General features: G+C 38.7%; 15 protein-coding genes. 4 read left to right on the forward strand and 11 right to left on the reverse strand.

Going from position 1 to position 20,375, the window contains the following annotated elements:
* Nucleotides 1-161: 161 nt before the first annotated feature.
* The 4 genes from ACYU0V_RS05605 to ahcY form a co-directional block, all read right to left on the reverse strand.
* A complete protein-coding gene (locus ACYU0V_RS05605) occupies nt 162-3,014 on the reverse strand; it encodes a putative bifunctional diguanylate cyclase/phosphodiesterase (RefSeq protein WP_461849348.1) in 2,853 nt (950 codons plus the stop codon).
* A gap of 134 nt (nt 3,015-3,148) precedes the next feature.
* On the reverse strand, nt 3,149-3,871 hold the full coding sequence (locus ACYU0V_RS05610) for a 16S rRNA (uracil(1498)-N(3))-methyltransferase (protein ID WP_461849349.1): 723 nt from the start codon (nt 3,869-3,871) through the stop codon (nt 3,149-3,151).
* A gap of 18 nt (nt 3,872-3,889) precedes the next feature.
* The gene (metF, locus tag ACYU0V_RS05615; protein WP_004790980.1) at nt 3,890-4,726 is read right to left on the reverse strand and encodes a methylenetetrahydrofolate reductase [NAD(P)H]; all 837 of its coding nucleotides are present in this window, start codon (nt 4,724-4,726) and stop codon (nt 3,890-3,892) included.
* Nucleotides 4,727-4,800: 74 nt separating this feature from the next.
* The gene (gene ahcY, locus ACYU0V_RS05620; RefSeq protein WP_461849350.1) at nt 4,801-6,183 is read right to left on the reverse strand and encodes an adenosylhomocysteinase; all 1,383 of its coding nucleotides are present in this window, start codon (nt 6,181-6,183) and stop codon (nt 4,801-4,803) included.
* Nucleotides 6,184-6,404: 221 nt separating this feature from the next.
* On the opposite strand from ahcY, the gene ACYU0V_RS05625 reads away from it, so the two are divergent.
* Nucleotides 6,405-6,941, forward strand: coding sequence for a cysteine peptidase family C39 domain-containing protein (locus tag ACYU0V_RS05625; protein ID WP_069031304.1), 537 nt, complete (start codon nt 6,405-6,407; stop codon nt 6,939-6,941).
* A 37-nt stretch (nt 6,942-6,978) separates the two neighbouring features.
* Here the strand turns inward: ACYU0V_RS05625 and ACYU0V_RS05630 are convergent, their stop codons facing one another.
* From ACYU0V_RS05630 to lipA, 3 genes are all read right to left on the reverse strand, one after another.
* Complete coding sequence (locus ACYU0V_RS05630) at nt 6,979-7,362, reverse strand: carboxymuconolactone decarboxylase family protein (RefSeq protein ID WP_000043120.1); 384 nt, start codon at nt 7,360-7,362, stop codon at nt 6,979-6,981.
* A 106-nt stretch (nt 7,363-7,468) separates the two neighbouring features.
* A complete protein-coding gene (locus ACYU0V_RS05635; protein ID WP_461849352.1) occupies nt 7,469-9,931 on the reverse strand; it encodes an acyl-CoA dehydrogenase in 2,463 nt (820 codons plus the stop codon).
* A gap of 279 nt (nt 9,932-10,210) precedes the next feature.
* On the reverse strand, nt 10,211-11,224 hold the full coding sequence (lipA, locus tag ACYU0V_RS05640; protein ID WP_002118167.1) for a lipoyl synthase: 1,014 nt from the start codon (nt 11,222-11,224) through the stop codon (nt 10,211-10,213).
* Nucleotides 11,225-11,420: 196 nt separating this feature from the next.
* On the opposite strand from lipA, the gene sthA reads away from it, so the two are divergent.
* Nucleotides 11,421-12,833, forward strand: a complete 1,413-nt coding sequence (gene sthA, locus ACYU0V_RS05645; RefSeq protein WP_002118117.1) for a Si-specific NAD(P)(+) transhydrogenase — start codon at nt 11,421-11,423, stop codon at nt 12,831-12,833.
* A gap of 243 nt (nt 12,834-13,076) precedes the next feature.
* Here the strand turns inward: sthA and ACYU0V_RS05650 are convergent, their stop codons facing one another.
* From ACYU0V_RS05650 to map, 4 genes are all read right to left on the reverse strand, one after another.
* On the reverse strand, nt 13,077-14,291 hold the full coding sequence (locus ACYU0V_RS05650) for an MFS transporter (RefSeq protein ID WP_461849354.1): 1,215 nt from the start codon (nt 14,289-14,291) through the stop codon (nt 13,077-13,079).
* Between the two features lie 168 nt (nt 14,292-14,459).
* Nucleotides 14,460-15,806, reverse strand: coding sequence for an MFS transporter (locus ACYU0V_RS05655; RefSeq protein WP_461849355.1), 1,347 nt, complete (start codon nt 15,804-15,806; stop codon nt 14,460-14,462).
* 404 nt (nt 15,807-16,210) lie between these two features.
* Nucleotides 16,211-17,329 carry an OmpW/AlkL family protein gene (locus tag ACYU0V_RS05660; RefSeq protein WP_032055410.1) on the reverse strand — a complete coding sequence of 373 codons (1,119 nt, stop codon included), beginning with the start codon at nt 17,327-17,329 and terminating at the stop codon, nt 16,211-16,213.
* Nucleotides 17,330-17,534: 205 nt separating this feature from the next.
* Nucleotides 17,535-18,359 carry a type I methionyl aminopeptidase gene (gene map / locus ACYU0V_RS05665; protein ID WP_046811653.1) on the reverse strand — a complete coding sequence of 275 codons (825 nt, stop codon included), beginning with the start codon at nt 18,357-18,359 and terminating at the stop codon, nt 17,535-17,537.
* A gap of 210 nt (nt 18,360-18,569) precedes the next feature.
* Between map and rpsB the strand changes: the two genes are divergently transcribed.
* Nucleotides 18,570-19,322: a 30S ribosomal protein S2 gene (gene rpsB, locus ACYU0V_RS05670; protein ID WP_002118204.1), complete on the forward strand. Its 753-nt coding sequence runs from the start codon at nt 18,570-18,572 to the stop codon at nt 19,320-19,322.
* A 137-nt stretch (nt 19,323-19,459) separates the two neighbouring features.
* Nucleotides 19,460-20,335: a translation elongation factor Ts gene (gene tsf / locus ACYU0V_RS05675; RefSeq protein WP_002118238.1), complete on the forward strand. Its 876-nt coding sequence runs from the start codon at nt 19,460-19,462 to the stop codon at nt 20,333-20,335.
* Nucleotides 20,336-20,375: the final 40 nt, after the last annotated feature.

A 20,375-nucleotide genomic window follows, 5' to 3' on the forward strand; every position in this document is an offset into this window, starting at 1 on the left:
TACGCTTTAATTTTTACCAATTAAGAGAATAGTAGACGAATTGCCAATAGCCCCGTGGTGAGCTAAATGCTAAAGAATATAACACTACTTCTTTATTTCTCACAGTCAAAAACGCTCATTTTTGGAAAAAGCAGCATAGGTAAAATAGATGATTGGAACAATTAAGAAATATGCGGATTTGTTTGTAGATAAGGAATAATCTGCTCGGCAGGAATAGGGCGACTAAAGAAATAGCCTTGTAAAAAATCACATTGCTGTTTTTGTAGATAGGTGACTTGTTCTTTTGTTTCTACACCCTCAGCAACCAGTTTAAGTCCCATACTTTTACCCATCGCGATCATTGCATTTACAATTGCTTCTTGTTTGTGATCACCAATTTTCGAAATGAAAGCACGATCAATTTTTAATACGTCAATTGGGTACTCTGTCAGATAGGCTAAAGAGGAATAACCCGTACCAAAGTCATCTAAGGCAATGGAGATATCTCGTTGTTTTATAGCATGTAATAGCGTTTTTACATTGGCAGTATTGTCTAAAAGGGCTGACTCTGTAATTTCAAGTTCGAGATCTGAACCTTGAATATTATATTTTTGCAAAACCTCATCTAAGTCGTTGAGTAATAAGCCTCGATGTATTTGTTGAGCGACAATATTTACAGAGACTTGAATATTGATATAACCAGCATTTTTCCACTCTTGGAGTTGCTTTCCAACTTTATCTAAAACAACTTTCCCAATATCTGAAATCAGGCTACTACGCTCAGCAAATGGTATGAACATATTTGGCAGGATTAATCCTTTTTCAGGATGCTGCCAACGAATGAGTGCTTCAAAACCGATAATTGATTGATCGTGTAGATTAATTTTGGGTTGGTAATAAACGACAAATTCATCATTTTGAATAGCTTTACGTAATTCTTGCTCTAAATCGGCAGTTTTATATGAGTGATTTGTTTTATTGCAGTAATAGCAAATTGTATTACCACCTAAACGTTTTGCCTCTGAAAGCGCTTGCTCTGCATGATTGTTGAGATGATCAATTTGTCTGCCATGTTCAGGAAAACATGCAACACCGATAGATGCGGTAATAAAATATTCGTGATTATCAATGTAAAAAGGCGCATTGAGTGCTTGTAAAATGTTTTGGCAATATTGCTCAACATTTGGATGAATTGGCGAAATCTCATAAATGATTGCGAAATCATCACTATTTAAATAGGCGACTAAAATCGCATTGATATTGATTAAGCGTAATCTTTGTGCGAACTGTTTAAGGAGTTCATCACCACTATCATTATTTAAAAATTCATTAAAAGCGCGGAAACGGTCAATATTTACTCGTATTAGTGCTAAATTTTTAATGTTATATGAAGGATTTACAAGATATTGATGTAATTGATTGTAATAGTAAAGGCGATTAGGCAAGTGGGTGAGACTATCGTAATTTTTTAAATAGGATAGATGCTGTTCCTGACGTTTTTGTTCAGTGAGGTCACGTGCAAATCCAATATAATTTGTAATTTGATGGAACTCATCTTTGACCACATTGATGTGTAACCACAAATAGACGCTTTTGCCAGAATTAAATTTTTCATCAAATTGGCCCATATATTCCCCAGTTTCGAGGAGCTGTTGGGTAATTGAGGTATGAAATTGTTGTTGTAATTCCTTTTGATTAATCGCAATGCTAAATAATTCTTTATTTAAAAGTTCTGATTTAGAAAATCCAGTTAATTTTTCGTAGTAAGGGTTAATATCAATATAATTCAGGTGTTCATCTAAAATGAATATTCCTTCTGCTGCTTGTTCAAGCACAATTGCGGATAGTCTTAAGTGTTCTTGGTCTTTTTTCTCTTGATGTATATCTCGGGTCATTCCAACCATACGAAGCGCTTTTTGTGTTTTGGGATCTCTGGTAATGACACGACCTACATCATGAATCCATCGCCATGAACCATCTTGACGTAAAATCCTGAAATTGATATTAAAATGATCTGTAATTCCTTCCAAATGTTGTTTTAAACGTTCATCAAAAAGTTTTTTATCGCTTGGGTGTATACGATCTAATATTGTATTGAGATGAATAATGGCGGTTTGAGTTTGTTTTTGTTGATCGAAAAACGTAATTTCTAATCTTTGACTTTCAATATCCCAATCCCAAGGTCGAATACCTGCCGTTTCATGTGCAAAAGCTAAATTATAGTGATGGCTTTCGAGTTGCTCATTCATTTTAGTGAGATCGTATGTGCGTTCACGTACCTTTTGTTCTAGTAAATGGTTATTAAATTGGAGCTGGGCTTCAATATCTTTCGATTTATTCACTTCTTGTTGAAGTTGTACACATAACTCTTCAGCCCACTGGGTATGTTGTTCTGAAATTTGAATGAGCTGTTTATTTCTAAATAATAGTTGAGAAATTTTTTGATAGTTACGTTGAGTTGCGTATGCACAGAGTATGGTAGCTATGAAAGCGATGTTATAGGCGAAATAAAAAGGCAGCTGAGTAATTGGGGTATGTGTAAATTGAGCGATTAATAGGGGTAATGTACTGGGAATAAATAAGAGATAAAAGTATCGAGGTTGTTGCGTTAAAAAAGTCAGTCCAATGATATGGGCAGAAGTGATAAACAAAGCAATTAAAATATGAGTATCTGGTAGGGTAACTAGCTCTTGAGGAAGATAAAAATGAATAACCGTAACGGTTGCCCCTAATAAAACTCCTGAAATAAAACAAATACTTTGTAAGATAAAATCAGCTTTTTTAATAAAATTAATAGTACGATAGTGCGTTAAAATATTTGGAACAAATAATAGGCAGATAAGAGATGCAATAGTAAGGCCCATAGACCAATTAAATATTGTTACTGAAGATAAAAAATAATAAGAAAAAATAGCGTATGAGATGAGACATAGCAGTATTAAGCTAACTAAATACCAGCGTATATATTGAATTGAAAGTTTTAGCTGTTCAATTTTTGTTTGATGCTGTAGATATTCTTCCTGAAGCCCAGACATAAGATTTTTCTATCCTATTTTTTTACATATATACAGAAAGAATCTGATTTATCAGTGAAAAAGAATTTGAAATTTTATTCATACAATAAAAGTAAGTTAACTTTAAATAATGATTTAATCAATGTGCAGAGAACTTAGGTGGATAAAAATCGATAATTTAAAATAGACAAGGCAACAACAGGGGCAGTTTCTGTACGCAAAACTCGGTCACCAATGCACCAGTTCATAAATCCAGCTTGATTGGCTTGAGTAATTTCATTTTCGCTTAAACCGCCTTCTGGTCCAATCAATAAGGCAAGTTCAGGTTGTATGTCTGCTAATACATCTTTTTGTTCTTTTTCTGGCGCTAAAACGAATTTAGATTGAGGAAGTTCTGAAGAACTTAACCATTCATTAAGAGAAATAGGGGCTAATACTTCTGGGACTAAGTTCAAACCACATTGTTCGCATGCTGCAATTGCAACAGCTTGCCAGTGATCTAATTTTTTTTGATCTCGGTCATACTTTAAACGCATTTCACAGCGGTCACTAGTTAGCAATTGAATCTGGCTTACACCTAATTCAGTGGCTTTCTGAATGGCATAATCCATTCGATCGCCTTTACTCATGACTTGACCTAAAACAGCTTTAAAAGGGGCATCACGGTTTGCAGGGTTAAAATTCTCAATTGTGACAAACGCATTTTTTTTATTAATTTCTGTCAAAGTCGCGAGATATTCGCCACCTTGGCCATTAAATAGAGTAGCTTGTTCTTGTAATTGTGCACGTAAGACACGCACCCAATGATGAAATACTGATTCAGTCAGTTGAATAGTTGAACCAACTGTAAGTTCAGTTTCGATAAAAAAACGATTCATTGGGTACGCCTTACAAAATTAATTTAAACCAAGATCAACAACGAGTTGACGAGTTGGTTCGACTTGATTCATTGAATAGAAATGTAAGCTTGGTGCACCACCTGCGATCAGGCGTTCACATAGCTTCACAACAACTTCATGACCAAAAGCTTTAATACTCTCGCTGTCATCGCCATAGGCTTGTAATTGTTTACGGATCCAACGAGGAATCTCTGCGCCAGTACCATCAGCAAAGCGAATTAAATTGCTGGCATTGGTAATCGGCATGATACCAGGAGCCACCGGAATATTAACTCCAGCTTTTTCCAGACGCTCAATAAAATAAAAGTATGAGTCTGGATTAAAGAAGAATTGTGTAATTCCTGCATTAGCGCCAGCTTGTACTTTTTCAATAAAACGTTGGATATCTGAATCAAGGTTTTCAGCTTGAGGGTGCATTTCAGGATAAGCTGCAACTTCAATATGAAAATGATCACCTGAGTGCTCACGAATAAAACGTACTAAATCTTGAGCATAAGGAAGTTCCCCAAGCCCGACTTGACCAGAAGGTAAGTCACCGCGTAAAGCGACAATACGATTAATGCCTTGGGTTTTATATAAATCTAGTAACTCAGCAATACGCGCTTTATCATCACCAATGCATGAAAGGTGAGGTGCAACTGGTGTACCTTTACCATTGAAATCGTCTATAGCAGCAAGAGTACGTTCGCGAGTAGAACCACCAGCACCATATGTAATCGAGAAAAAATCTGGATTTAATAGTTGTAATTCTTGATGAACAATACGAAGTTTTTCAGCACCGGCATCAGTTTTCGGTGGGAAAAACTCAAAAGAAATGGGTATACGTTTAGTCATGTCAAATCCTTGTAAACAGCGAAACAATATTTTTAGAAAAAAGGGCAGTCGGTTCACCGTCTGCCCTTAAGTTCTTAGTATTTGTAAGCGTCAGACTTGAATGGTCCCTCAACAGCAACACCTAAATAGCCAGCTTGCTCTTGAGTTAATTGAGTAAGTACACCACCAAAACCTGCAACCATTGCTGCAGCAACTTCTTCGTCAAGTTTCTTAGGAAGAACTTCTACACGAATTTTTGCAGTTTTTTCACTTGCAGGAAGGTCAGCAAATTTCTCTTGGAATAAGTGAATTTGACCTAACACTTGGTTAGCAAAAGAACCGTCCATCACACGTGATGGGTGACCAGTTGCATTACCTAGGTTTACAAGGCGACCTTCAGAAAGAAGAATCAGGTAGTTATTTTCGTCTTCTGAACGATAAACTTGGTGAACTTGTGGCTTAACTTCAACCCACTTGTAACCACGTAAATAAGCTGTGTCGATTTCTGTGTCGAAGTGACCGATGTTACATACAACTGCACCAGCTTTTAAGCTATCTAACATTGCAGCATCGCATACGTGGTAGTTACCAGTTGTTGTTACAACGAGGTCAGTGTTGCCAAGAAGATCATGGTTAATATCTTCTTTTTTACCTGTTTGTACGCCATTTTTGTATGGAGATACAACTTCATAGCCGTCCATACATGCTTGCATTGCACAAATTGGGTCAACTTCAGTTACACGAACGATCATGCCTTCTTGACGTAAAGATTGAGCAGAACCTTTACCTACGTCACCATAACCCACTACAAGTGCGCGACGGCCAGACAAAAGCATGTCAGTTGCACGTTTGATTGCGTCATTTAATGAGTGACGGCAACCATATTTGTTGTCGTTTTTAGATTTAGTAACCGAGTCATTTACGTTAATTGCAGGAACTTTCAAAGAACCGTCTTTCCACATTTCGATAAGACGTTGAACACCTGTTGTAGTTTCTTCGGTAATACCGTGAATACGTTCTAAAAGCGCAGGATATTTTTCATGAACAAGAGCAGTTAAATCACCGCCATCGTCCAAGATCATGTTGGCATCCCAAGGTTGACCATTTACATTGATCTGTTGCTCTAAACACCATACATATTCTTCTTCAGTTTCACCTTTCCAAGCAAACACTGGAATACCGCGTGCAGCAATTGCAGCAGCAGCGTGGTCTTGAGTTGAGAAAATGTTACATGATGTCCAGCGTACTTCAGCACCTAATTCAACAAGCGTTTCAATAAGAACAGCTGTTTGAATGGTCATATGAATACAACCAAGAATTTTTGCGCCAGCAAGTGGTTTAGAAGCTGCATAGCGTTTACGTAAGCCGATCAAAGCTGGCATTTCTGCTTCAGCAAGTTTGATTTCTTTACGACCGTAATCAGCAAGAGAGATGTCAGCAACTTTGTAATCTGTAAATGAAGCATTAACCGCGTTCATCAGGATCTCCTAGGAAAAAATAGTATTGATCATTCTGTTCGCGGATGCCGTTGTTGGTTAAAACGAGTGTTTAACCGATCGTCGAGCCTGGCAAATTGATCTTTAGTGCCGATCAATTGTCGCAGCATCCCTCGACTAGCGAAACATTGTACTTGGAAAAGCTTTTAGTGCCAATCCAGTTTTGTTTATTATCTGCGTAATTATCACTTTAGATTCTAATTATGGCATTAAATATTCCCGAGTCGTTGGCAAGCCTAGAGTCAAACTGTGGCGTTTTTGCAGTTTGGATGTTGCTTCAGCATCATGGAGTACAAATTGATGTGGTTGAGCTGATTAATGTTTGCCGACACGATGAAGGAGGCACCTATACTATTGCCTTAGCTGTCGCTTTAAAGAAACTAGGATTTGAGGTGTCATTTCATTCAGATGAGGATCCTAGCATTAGCCAAAGCGAACGAATGAGCTATAAAGAAGCAAAGGTATTAAAAATTCCAACTGGACCAGCACTAAGCTATCAAGATATTCAAGCTGCAATTGAAAATGGAAAAATGGTGATTGTCTATTACGATACTTTAGCAGGTGTTGGAAATCAGTCGCTCATTTATTCTATAGATCAAAATGAAATCTGCTTTTTTGATAGTTTTGAACCGATGTCAGCGGCAGTTTTTGAAAAGCAGCGTCAAGTAGAGGGGATTTGCCGTCAGGCTATTGTGATTGATGATTGTAAGTTTCAGATGCATTCATCCAAATTGAATTAGATAAAAAGAGCCAGTAGTGTGCTGGCTCATATTGAAGTTATTTTTGTTGATATTCTTGAATTACTTCTAAAGCAGCACGAAAAGCTTCTTGTGTAGCAGGGGCGCCGCAATATGGCAGGCTGTGCAATAAAGTTTCTTGAATCTCTTCAACTGTACAACCATTGTTGAGTGCACCACGAACATGGCCTTTGAGTTCAGTTGGTGATTTTAGTGCCGTGAGCATTGCCAAAGTAATTAATGAACGATATTTACGAGGTAGCACACCTTCACGTTGCCAAGTCGATCCCCATGCATGCTCATTAATCCAGTCTTGTAAAGGCTGGGTAAAGGGTACGGTATTTTCTTGGGCGCGCTTTACAAAAGCTTCTCCCATCACTTCTGTGCGAACTTTTAATCCATTTTCGTAATCTTGCTTAGACATTAATTTCTCCTAAAAATAAAAGCGTCGATTGACGCTTTTATGGCTGTTTATTAATTAATGCGAATCAAAAATGATTGCAATAGTGAATTAGTGGAGGCATCAGTCACTAAATTTGATGAGGGTTCGACAACGGAAGATCTTTATTTAAATCTTCATCAAAAACATCGGTAAGCATGCTGTCGAATCGAATTGCGTTGTATTGCAATAATTGTTGAGCTTCGCTTTCAGAAATAAAACTTTCTTTTATTGCTTGTGCAATATTTTCTTCAAAAGTAAGACCCGTAAATTTGCCTTTAGATTCAGCTTTTTTAAACTTATCCCAAAGTGGTTCAAGGGTTCGTAGAATTTGGAAAGCATGCTCTAAACGACCAGTTACATCATCGGCTTTGGTTGAATAGAAGACGTGATGTTTAAGCTGTTCTCTGAAAGGGTGCTCTTGCATCATAAGTTCAGCGACTTGTTGTTTTAACTCATCATCTGGTTTTGAAATGACACGACCAAAAGGGAAACAGATCCATTTCACAAATGCTGCCGGAAGTTTAGCTGGGAAGTTTTCAAATAATCCCCAAAATGCTTCCTGAATATTCAAGAAAGCTTTTTGTAGCGCTAATTTAGCGTGAAGTTGTTCAGCTTCAGTTTTTTGTCCAGCTTCATAAAATTTTAAAATCGCAGTAGAAATAAACAGGTGCGCATGAATATCTGCCAAGCGTCCGGATAACATTTCTTTGCGTTTTAAGTCGCCTGCAAGTAAGCCAAGAGACATATCTGAAACAAGTGCGAAGTTGGCACTAAAACGATTAATCGTTTTATAGTAACTTGCAGTGAATTGATCTGCTGACTGAGGCGCATCGCTTGAGCCACCTGTCCAACCGTAAGCAAATGATCTTGCACCACGGTTAAAGGTATAGGCTAAATGTTTAAATAACAAATCATCGAATTTTTTGACTGAGTTATTTTTATTTTCAGATTGAAGGAGTTGTAACTCTTCAAATAGATAAGGATGACAACGCATTGAGCCCTGACCAAAAATCATCAATGAACGGGTCAAAATATTTGCGCCTTCTACCGTAATAGCAATTGGAATTGCTTGATAGGTAAGGGCAAGGAAATTACGTGGCCCAAGTTGAATTGCACGTCCGCCAGCAATATCCATTCCGTGATTTACGACTTTACGCATCGTTTCAGTTGAATAATATTTTGCCATGGCAGTCATCACGGCAGGTGTTCCACCTTGGTTTAGGCCACATGTCACTAAATAACGGAATGCTTCAAGCATATAGGCATCGCTGGCAATTTCACTGGTCGCTTCTTGTACGCCTTCAAATTTACCGACAGAAATATTAAATTGTTGACGAATTTTCGCAAAAGCACCAACGGTTAAATAGCTCATTTCACCTGCGGCTGTTGCTAGAGCTGGAAGGGAAATACCACGGCCCACGCCTAAACATTCCATGAGCATTCGCCAGCCTTTACCGGCATTTTCTTGACCACCAATAATCCAGTCAATAGGAATAAAAACATCTTCTCCTTCTACTGTTCCATTCATAAATGGTGAACCAGGATAATGGCGTGCTCCTATTTTTACACCCGCATGACTTGCAGGAATTAAGGCACAAGTAATACCGTATTCTGTTTTGTTTTTATCTCCCAATAGGCCTTCTGGGTCATAAAGTTTAAAGGCTAGACCAACAACGGTGGCAATTGGCGCAAGCGTAATCCAGCGTTTAGAGAAATTCATGCGAAGTCCAAGGACTTGAGCACCTTCATATTCGCCGTAACAAACAACGCCCGAATCTGGAATGGCACCTGCATCTGAACCTGCTTCTGGGCTGGTTAAACCAAAGCATGGGATCTCTTCACCTTTAGCAAGGCCCGGTAAATATTGCTGTTTTTGTGCATCGGTACCGTAGTGCATGAGTAGCTCACCCGGTCCTAACGAGTTTGGAACCATACAACTCACAGCTGTGGTGAGTGAGCGGGAAGCAATTTTGCTCATAATACGGCTTTGAGCAAATGAGCTAAATTCTTTGCCACCAAAGGACTTTGGAATAATGAGTCCTAAAAATCCTTTGTCTTTAATAAAGTGCCAAACCTCTGGTGGCAGATCTTTTAAGTGATGATGAATTTCCCATTCATCTAGCATGCTACAAAGGAGCTCAACTTCATTGTCGATAAAACTTTGTTCTTCTGCTGACAAGGTTGGGTAGGGATATTTTTCAAATTGAGACCAATCGGGTGCCCCCATAAATAATTCTTTTTCCCACCAACTGGTACCTGCCTCTAAAGCCTCTTGTTCAGTCGTACTGATGCTCGGCATTGAGTTTGCTAATGTTTTATATGCAGGTTGAGTAATCAGGTTAAAGCGTAATGGTGCAAATAAAATAATGATACTAAGGACAATAAGGGGAATACCTAAAAGGAGAGCCCATGGCGTTAGTATGAGTGCAGTAAGTATGGTTACAGCAATCGTAATAACACTACCAATGGTTCTGTTTAGATTAAAAAAGAAAATTGCCCATATTGCAAAAAGCTGAATGACAACGCTTAAAACAAAGAGTAGGAAAATCATACTTGCTCCTTGCTAGATAAGCCCTCAAGTTAGAAGTTACAAAAAAGCGAGGAGAGATTTAAGGCTTAACTAGCTAATTTTTAATGCTGTTTAAATTTAATTTTTTATGTCGCAATTGATGTATATGCTAGAGCAGGGATATATCGTACTTTTAGGTATAAGATATTTTTAAGTGAAAGTGTAATGGGTTGTTTTATCGATTTGTCAAGAAATGTTATTGATTTTCTTATACAAATAAAAAGCCCTCTAACGTAGAGGGCTTTTATAGATATTTAATTTTTAAGCTTCGACAACTTGAACAGCGATTTTTTTAGCTGGATCTACTTTGCGACGAACTTCCGGTACTGGTTCACCGTGGTATTGACGATCAGCAAAGTAACTTGAACGAACCATTGGTGCAGACCAAATATTTCTAAAGCCAAGTTTACGGCCATGCTCTGCATAACGTTCGAACTCTTCTGGTGTTACAAAGCGGTCAATTGGCGCGTGTTGTTTAGAAGGTTGTAAGTATTGACCAATAGTCACATAGTCAACATCGTGAGCGCGCAAGTCATCAAGCAAAGCAATAACTTCTTCTTCAGTTTCACCGATACCCACCATCAAACCACATTTTGTTGGGATATCAGGGCAATATTCTTTAAACATTTTTAATAAGTTTAAAGAATGTTGATAGTCTGAACCTGGGCGCATTGCTTTATATAGACGTGGCACAGTCTCGATGTTGTGGTTAAATACGTCTGGTGGACATTCAGTCATAATGCGTAAAGCAATATCCATACGTCCGCGGAAATCTGGTACTAAAATCTCAAGCAATGTATTTGGGCTTAGTGCACGAGCTTCTTTGATACAGTCCACAAAGTGTTGTGCACCGCCGTCAAGTAAGTCATCACGGTCAACCGAAGTAATTACTGCATATTTGAGCTTAAGATTAGCAATTGTCTCTGCCATGTGACGAGGTTCATCTGCATCGAGTGCATTTGGACGACCATGTGCTACATCACAGAAAGGGCAACGACGTGTACAAATATCACCCATGATCATGAATGTTGCTGTACCACCACCAAAACATTCTGGTAGGTTTGGACAAGCAGCTTCTTCACAAACGGTATGGAGTTTTTGAGCACGTAAAGTGGTTTTAATACGCTGAACTTCTTCTGGTGCCGTCATCTTGACACGAATCCAGTCAGGTTTACGCGGCACTTCAACCGTAGGTACAACTTTTACAGGAATTCTTGCGACTTTTTCTGCGCCACGAAGTTTTACACCCTGTTCAGGTTTACGGTGTTCTGACATATTTAACTTTTCCACTCGTTTATAGAGACATTGACATTGTATTATAGCGAACTTCTACGGTTAATAGCGGAAAATAACTATTCATATAATAAATGTGGTTATTCAGAAATATAGGGTTGAGAAATACATAAATTCACCGCATATTAGCCATAATTTATTATAAAATATGGTCATTCAAGTGAGGAAGGAGCTTTCAATGCCACGTAAAAAAGAGGTCGTTAGTGGGAATTTCGTTAAATACGATGCGGTAGTTCTCGGTTCTGGACCTGCAGGTGAAGGCGCGGCAATGAAGCTTGCAAAAGCGGGTAAGCGTGTTGCAATTGTAGATGTGCGTGATCAACTGGGTGGTAACTGTGCACACGTAGGTACCATTCCAAGTAAAGCATTACGTCAAACAGTTTCTAGTATTATCCGCTATCAGCGCGATCCAATGTTTCAGAAAGTAGGTGAATGGAAACAGTTCACCATGAAACAGGTTTTGCGTAATGCACATAAAGTAATTCAACAACAGGTTGATACGCATACACGTTTTTACGATCGTAACAAAATCGGTGTATTCCACGGCCGTGCATATATCCAAGATAAAAATACAGTTTTAGTTTTTAGCCATGAAGGCATTAAAGAAACAATTATTTGTAAGCAAATCGTGATTGCGACAGGTAGTCGTCCTTATCATCCGCAAGGTTTAGACTTTGATCATCCTCGCGTATTCGATTCGGACAAAATCCTTGATCTTGATTATTCAATTCAAAAAATCATTATTTACGGCGCAGGTGTTATTGGTTGTGAATATGCCTCAATCTTTATTGGTTTAGACCATAAAGTTGACTTGATTAATACTCAGCAAAAATTATTAAGTTATCTAGATGATGAGATTGCTGATGCATTGTCTTATCACTTACGTGAACAAGGTGTATTGATTCGTCACAATGAGCAAATGGATCACCTGGAAACGTTTGACGACCATGTTGTACTACATTTACAAAGTGGTAAAAAGATTAAAGCCGATGCGATTCTTTGGTGTAACGGCCGTTCAGGTAACACAGAAGGCTTAGGTCTTGAGAATGTTGGGTTAGTACCAAATAACCGTGGTCAACTTTCAGTAAATGATCAATATCAAACTGAAGTTGAAAATATTTATGCTGCTGGTGATGTGATTGGTTGGCCATCACTTGCTTCTGCTGCTTATGACCAAGGGCGCTGTGCTGGCGCAAACATGAGTGGTGAAGATGCGAAGCCAGTACGTGATATCCCGACTGGTATTTATACTATTCCGGAAATCTCATCAATTGGTAAAAATGAACAGGAATTAACGGAAGAGAAAATTCCGTATGAAGTAGGTCAGGCTTCTTTCCGTCATTTGGCTCGTGCACAAATTACCGGTGATACAGTGGGTGAGTTAAAAATTCTTTTCCACCGTGACACTATGGAAATTTTAGGTATTCACTGTTTTGGTAATAACGCTGCCGAAATTATCCACATTGGGCAAGCAGTTATGCACAGCCCAAACAATACTCTGAAATATTTTGTCGAAACAACGTTTAACTATCCAACAATGGCCGAAGCATATCGTGTAGCTGCACTTAATGGTATGAATCGTTTGTTTTGATTTTAAATAAGTTTTCCATAAAAAAGCCCGCAAACTTGCCGGCTTTTTTATTTTCATTAGACCATAGGTTTTTTATATTTTTATGACAATTTGCAGTATGCATCTGGCTGTCTATATCTCTAGTGGGCACAAAAAGCTTGATTGAAATATACAAATAAATCAGGAGTTTGTTTCCATAAAATGATTGAACAGGCCAGCAGAGTAATCACGAGCAAAGTCATAATTGTTTTCAAAAGTAAGGCATTATGCGTCATGAATAACAGCCTCCTCATTTACAAAGAAATGTACGATTACCCCTAATATACTCAATGCTATTGAACATAGCCAAATCGCATTGTAATTACCTGTTAAGTCATGGTTAACACCGCCAAGCCAACCGCCAAAGAAAGACCCGACTTGATGGGTGAAAAACACAATACCACTGAGCATTGAAAGGTATTTAACACCGAACATATTTGCGACAATCCCGTTGGTAAGTGGAACTGTAGAGAGCCATAAAAGTCCCATAATGACGCCAAAAGCATATACCGTATAAGTGCTTAGAGGTAATAGTAAAAATGCGATGATTGCGATGCCTCGGCTACCGTAAAGCGCCATTAATAATTTAGGTTTTGAGAATCGATCTCCTAGCCAACCTGCCCCATAAGTTCCCACAATATTAAATAGTCCTACTAGTGCTAGAAACATAGTACCTGTAGCTGCATCAAAGCCGTGATCGATTAAATAGCCCGGTAGATGAACACCTAAGAAGACCACCTGAAATCCACACACTAAAAAGCCTAAAGCTAACCACCAGAATGGCTTATGTTTTCTAGCAATATTCAGTACTTGTTTAAATGTGAGCTGAGGTTGAGTAATTGCTTTTGGTTTTTGATTGCTTGGCCCTTTTAGCATCCACGCTAGGGGAATGATAAGCGCAATTAACAACGCACTCACCATTAAAGCTGACGACCATCCTACCGTTTTAAGCAAGAGAAGGGTGGAAGGTAGCATAATAAACTGACCAAAAGAGCCTGCTGCACTGGCAATACCCATTGCCATACTTCTTTTTTCTGGTGGGGCGGCTTGGCCTACTGCACTCAGTAAAACCGTAAAAGAGGTTGCTGATAAAGCTAAGCCAATAATAAGACCTAAGCTTAAATTCAAAATGAGTACACTTGAACTAAAAGCCATTAAAAGTAGGCCTAGGGTATAAAGTAAGCCACCAACAGCAACCACAACTTTACTGCCATATTTATCTGCAATTGCCCCGGTAAAAGGCTGAACAGCTCCCCAGATCAGATTCTGCATGGCTATCGCAAGACTAAAAACATGCTGTCCCCAGCCAAATTCATGGCTCATCGGTACAAGGTAGAGACCGAAACCATGCCGTACACCGAGAGAAAGTGCCAGAATAATTGCACTGCCAATCAGCATATAGATGAGGGACTGAGAAAATTGGTTGCCAGTTTTAGTCATGATTAATGGAAAATTATAATAATGATAATTTATTGTAGAAGATATATCGAAAAATATCGATATAGACAGCAAGAATACTTAAGAAGAATTAAAAAGTAAGTATGAGTTGTATGCTTTTATAAAAAATAAGGGAGTAGAAAAAATCCTGATTTCTACTCCTTGTAAAAATTAAGCAGCAGAGTTACGTTCCAGCAAGGCTTGTTCAAAAAGAATTTGTTCTTTTGCTTTATGTTCTGTTGTAAAGCGAATCAAAATTACGCTACAGCCTGCAACTATAACCAGACCACCTAAAATAAACAGGCAAGTTTGAATATCAAGTAAACCCTTAAGCAAGAAACCAGCTGCGACAGCACCCACATTTCCGCCTGCACCAATAATTCCTGCGACACCACCTAATGCATTACGATCAATAAATGGTACGAGAGCATATGTCGCGCCACAAGCCATATGAGTAAACAGGGCAAAAATCGTCATAGAGATAATTGCAAGTGCAACGACATTCATTTGAGAAAAGAGAATTAAGAATAAACCTTCGCCCAAAATCATCAGTACCAGTACTTTCGTGCGGCCATCTAAACCTTTTTTGAGTGCGACTTTATCGGAAATAATACCACCAAGTGCACGAGCAAAGAGTGCAAGAAGGCCAAATATCCCCGCGGTTAAACCAGCAGTTTTTAAATCCATCTTGAACTGATCAACATAGTACATTGCTGCAACGTTATGGATAAAAATTTCAATACCGAAACATGCACCGTAAGCCACAAATAAAATCCAGACACGGTAGTTGCGAGCAGCTTGCATTAAAATAGCCATACCACCTTTTTTACCACTGCCAACTTCAATACCTTGTGCACGGACTTCTTTAAAGTTTCCTTGAGGGCAGTCTTGGGTTAATTTCCAGTAAAGAATGCCGACAATGACCATCATCAGGCCTGGTACGATTAATGCAACACGCCAACCCATAGTTTGCTCAACACCAAACATGACAATTGCGCCAAGTAACAAAGGCATTAAGGCTTGAGTTGCACCGCCACCAGCATTACCCCAACCAGCAGCAGCTGCATTTGCCGTGCCTACAACATTAGGCGCAAACATAACACTTGTATGGTATTGCGTAATAACAAAGCTTGCGCCAATTGCACCAATTAGTAAGCGGAAGAATAAAAAAGACTCATAACTGTTGGCAGCAGCAACACCAAATACAGGAATACTGCCAAGCAAGAGAAGGGCTGTATAGGTAATCCTCGGTCCATATTTATCACAAAGCGGACCTACGACAAGTCGTACTAAAATCGTAATTGCAACGGCGGCAATATTAATATTGGCAATCTGGTCTTTGGTTAAGCCAAATTCACCTTTAATCACTGGCATAAGTGGAGCACAGGCAAACCATGCGAAGAAGCACACAAAGAATGCGAGCCATGTCATGTGGAAAGCACGCATTGCAGGAGTAGAAAAGCTAAATAATTTTATTTCAGTTGCTTTTTTTGCATCTTGATTGACATTTGAAGACATACGGCGTCCCTCTGAACTGAACGAAATTTTAATTTGCAAGGCGATTTATTGCCTATCTGCAAACCGATCAGAGCGGACATCGTTGGCCGTCTTGGTTTATTCATTGAATCATCGTTGACTCATCTTGCTATGAATAAAGCAAAGCTTGTGCCAAAAAATTAATTTTACTAAAAAGGAAAAATTACTTTCTAATTCTATTGAGTTAGTTTATTAAAAATAAAATTAATTAAAAAATAGAAATAAATCAGTAAATACTCATAAGAGAGGAGAGTAGTAAATTTTTTCTATTGGCTTCATAAAAGTGCTCATTTTTTTAGCGTTTTGATTTAAAAAGAAGCAAAATCTACAAAAAAGAAAGCTATAAAAACGTGCATAAGTTTTTATAGCTTTGTGTGACACAAAAGTTAGAAGCGGTAACCGACACCAACATATGTAATGAGTGGATCAATATCAATTTTGGTATTCGCTTTAATTAGCTCTTTACCTGTATTTTGGTCAGTCACATAGATTTTTGCTTCACTATTCATTTTGGAATATGAAACTGAACCAACAGCAAACCAGTTCGGGTTGAAGTCATAAGATGCACCTAAAGTCACAATAGGGGCAAAAGTATCGGTTGCTTCTAGTTTAACGATAGGATTTGCTGATGATGTTTTGCGATCTAATGCTGCACCAGCTTTACCATCATGGATATTCTGGATCATGTGACCCGCTTGAATTAAATCGGCCTCAATACCGGGATTCATTTTTAAATCATTAAAGTATGCATACATCACGCCAGCTCCGATATAAGGACGGAACTTATTTACCCCTGATTTACCAAATTGATAATGTAGTTCAACGGCTGGTAACCATGCACGAGCAGTCGCAGCCTTACCTCCCTGAGAAAGATCAGTAATATGCAGGTCTTGTTTTAAAGGAATATCTCCACCCGCCTCGGAAATTCCATCTCCTATGATTCCTCCTATTAAAGATCCATCTTTTAGTGGAGTCGCTTTTCCAGAAAGGGGAGCGTAAATATTACCTTTTCCATTAATATCTACTTTAGGAGGAATACCACCTTTAATTTCTAAAGATAAATTGTCCGTAAAGTTGTAATTAAACATAAGACCAACAGTATCAACATCAGCAGCTTCTAAGCCAGAACCTTGTTGTTGCCATTGAGAAAGACCATTAACTTCTGCTGTACCTGCAAGTGATGAGGGAAGAGTGTCTGTAAACTTATCAAGAAGGCTAATAGTGCTATACCAGAATTTTCCTGAAGTTTTACTTTGGTCGATTGCATCTAAAACGGCTTTTGTAGATACATCTCCAACTTTAGATGTTGTACCTTCTGCGACGCTAGTATTGATATTGACAGGGTTTCCTGAGCCTTGAGGCATAGCATGGAGCCAACCCGCAGAGACAGAAAAACGTTTGAAGCCATCACCATCTTTAAAACTAAAATATGGTGAAGCGGCATAAGTGAATGTTGGCAGAGCAAAAAAGGCAGCTGTCATACAAAATAATGACTTTTTCATCATAAAAGGACTCCATGTCCGACATTTGTTTACTGATTTTTATTGAGCCCACCATACCTTGTTTTATTGAATAGATTGTGTATTAAAAATTAATAATTGTAATTTTTTTGAAATATTTGTTTATATTTAGAAAGATTTATTAATAAAAATACATAATAAATAATAAAAGGCTACATAAAGTAGCCTTTTATTTAAGATTTTTAAATTATTAGTTGAAACGGGATAAGTCTTCTTCAGGACGAGCAGTTAAAACTTCAATGCCTGTTTGGGTGACTAAAATAGTATGTTCATACTGAGCTGAAAGTTTATGGTCTTTGGTTACGACAGTCCATTTGTCACCTAACAATTTAGTTTGCCATACGCCAGCATTTACCATTGGTTCAATTGTAAAAGTCATACCTGCTTCTAGACGCATACCTGTACCAGCTTGACCATAATGGAGTACTTGAGGTTCATCATGGAAAACAGTTCCAATACCGTGACCACAATATTCGCGTACTACACTAAAACGTTCTGATTCGACATACTTTTGGATTGCGTGGCCGATATCACCTAAATATGAACCATCTCTAACAGTTGCCATCCCACGATACATCGCTTCTTGAGCAACTTTGCATAGACGGTTGGCTAAAATAGAAGTTTCACCACCAACGACATACATCATGTTGGTATCGCCGTGATAACCATCTTTAATGACAGTGACATCAATATTAAGGATGTCACCATTTTTTAAAATTTTATTTTCAGAGGGAATACCATGACAGACAACATGGTTAACCGAAGTACAAATAGAGTGTTGAAAAGCAGGGCGCCCAGGAGCTCCACCATAGCCTACACATGCAGGAATAGCATGCTGCACATTTTCAATGTGATTGCGACAAATGGTATCAAGTTCAAGTGTACTCACACCTGCCTTAATATGGGGCTTGATCATCTCTAGAACTTCAGCCGCCAGTCGTCCTGCAATGCGCATTTTTTCAATTTCATCTGGAGTTTTGATTAATCGACGTGGAGCTGTATAAGTACTGTTCATGATCTCTAAAAACTTTTGGTAATTTACAAGTGTCTATGGTATAAATAGCCGCCCATTTTATCAAATGCTTTTCGTGAATATCTTTTACGAACAATTTTGATAGATGGAGTAAAAAATCCGCACATATATCGTCACATTACTCTGGGTGCCCGTAAAAAGGTGGAGAATGCGGATATATGGAGGCCTAACCCAACTTTTAAGGTAAAGAAAATGGCAGATTACAACGTAAGCATGCGCGACCTTCTTCAAGCAGGTGCGCACTTTGGTCACCAAACTCGTTTCTGGAATCCAAAAATGCGTCAATACATTTTTGGCGCGCGCAACAAAATTCACATCATCAACCTTGAGCACACTGTTCCTGCGTTAAATGATGCTTTGAACTTCGCTAACCAATTAGCAAGCAAAAAGAACAAAGTTTTGTTCGTTGGTACAAAACGTGCTGCTTCTAACATCATCCGTGAACAAGCTCAACGCGCTGGTCAACCATATGTAGATCACCGTTGGTTAGGTGGTATGTTGACGAACTGGAAAACACTTCGCCAATCTATCAACCGTTTAAAAGATCTTCAAACTCAATCTCAAGATGGTACTTTTGCTAAGCTTACTAAACGTGAAGCTTTAGAACGTGCTCGTGAGATGGAAAAACTTGAGCGCTCTTTAGGCGGCGTTAAAAACATGGGTGGTTTACCTGACGCATTATTTGTAATCGACGTTGATCACGAAGCGATTGCAATCAAAGAAGCTAAGAACTTAGGTATTCCTGTTATCGGTATCGTTGATACAAACTCTAACCCAGACAACGTTGATTACGTTATTCCTGGTAACGATGATGCGATCCGTGCAGTAACTCTATATGCTTCAGCTATGGCTGACGCAATTCTTGCTGGTAAAGAATACGCTCAATCTCAAGCGAACGCTCAAGCAAAAGGCGATGACGCTGCGAAAGACGCTTCTGAGGCTTAATGCGTTTTGACGCAGGCTTGTCATTTTTGCGACATGTAATGGTGGCAAATTAAGCGTCGAGAGTGCAAACGGCCCAGAGTTTCTTTGGGCCGTTTTTGTTGAAAAGATTTATTTTCTACCGATTTTAGGAGATCAACATGACTGCAATTACTGCAAGCATGGTAAAAGAATTACGTGACCGTACTGGTCTTGCAATGATGGAATGCAAAAAAGCATTAACAGAAGCGAACGGTGACATCGAGCTTGCTATTGATAACCTTCGTAAATCTGGTCAAGCTAAAGCTGCTAAAAAAGCTGGTAACATTGCTGCTGACGGTGCAATCACAATCGTTCAAGAAGGCAACAAAGCAATTTTAGTTGAAGTTAACTGTCAAACTGACTTCGTTGCTAAAGACGAAAACTTCTCTAACTTCTCTAAAGCTGTTGCTACTGCTGCTTTAGCTGCTGGTGAAACTGATGCTGCTAAAATCGCTGAATTAAAATTAGCAGACGGTCAATCAGTTGAAGAAGCTCGTATTGCACTTGTTCAAAAAATCGGTGAAAACATCCAAGTTCGTCGCGCGAAAATCGTTGAAGGCGAAAACTTGGCTATCTACAAACACGGTTTAAAAATCGGTGTTGTAGTTTCTTATACTGGTGATGCTGATACTGGTAAAGGTATTGCAATGCACGTTGCTGCATTCAACCCAGTAGCTGTAAATGCTGAAGCTGTTCCTGCTGACCTTATCGCTAAAGAAAAAGAAATTGCTGAAGCGAAAGCGTTAGAATCTGGTAAGCCAGCTAACATCGTTGAGAAAATGGTAACTGGTTCAGTTGATAAATACTTGAACGAAGTTGCTCTTGATCGTCAAATGTATGTAATCGACAACGACAAGAAAGTTGCTGATGTATTAAAAGCAACTGGTACTACTGTTGCTGAATTCGTACGTTTCGAAGTTGGTGAAGGTATTGAGAAGAAAGCAGAACTTAGCTTCGCTGAAGAAGTTGCTGCTGCTCAAGCTGCTGCGAAGTAATTCGTATCACAATAAAAAAAGCCCCATTGGGGCTTTTTTT

The organism is Acinetobacter sp. X9, assembly GCF_054889255.1.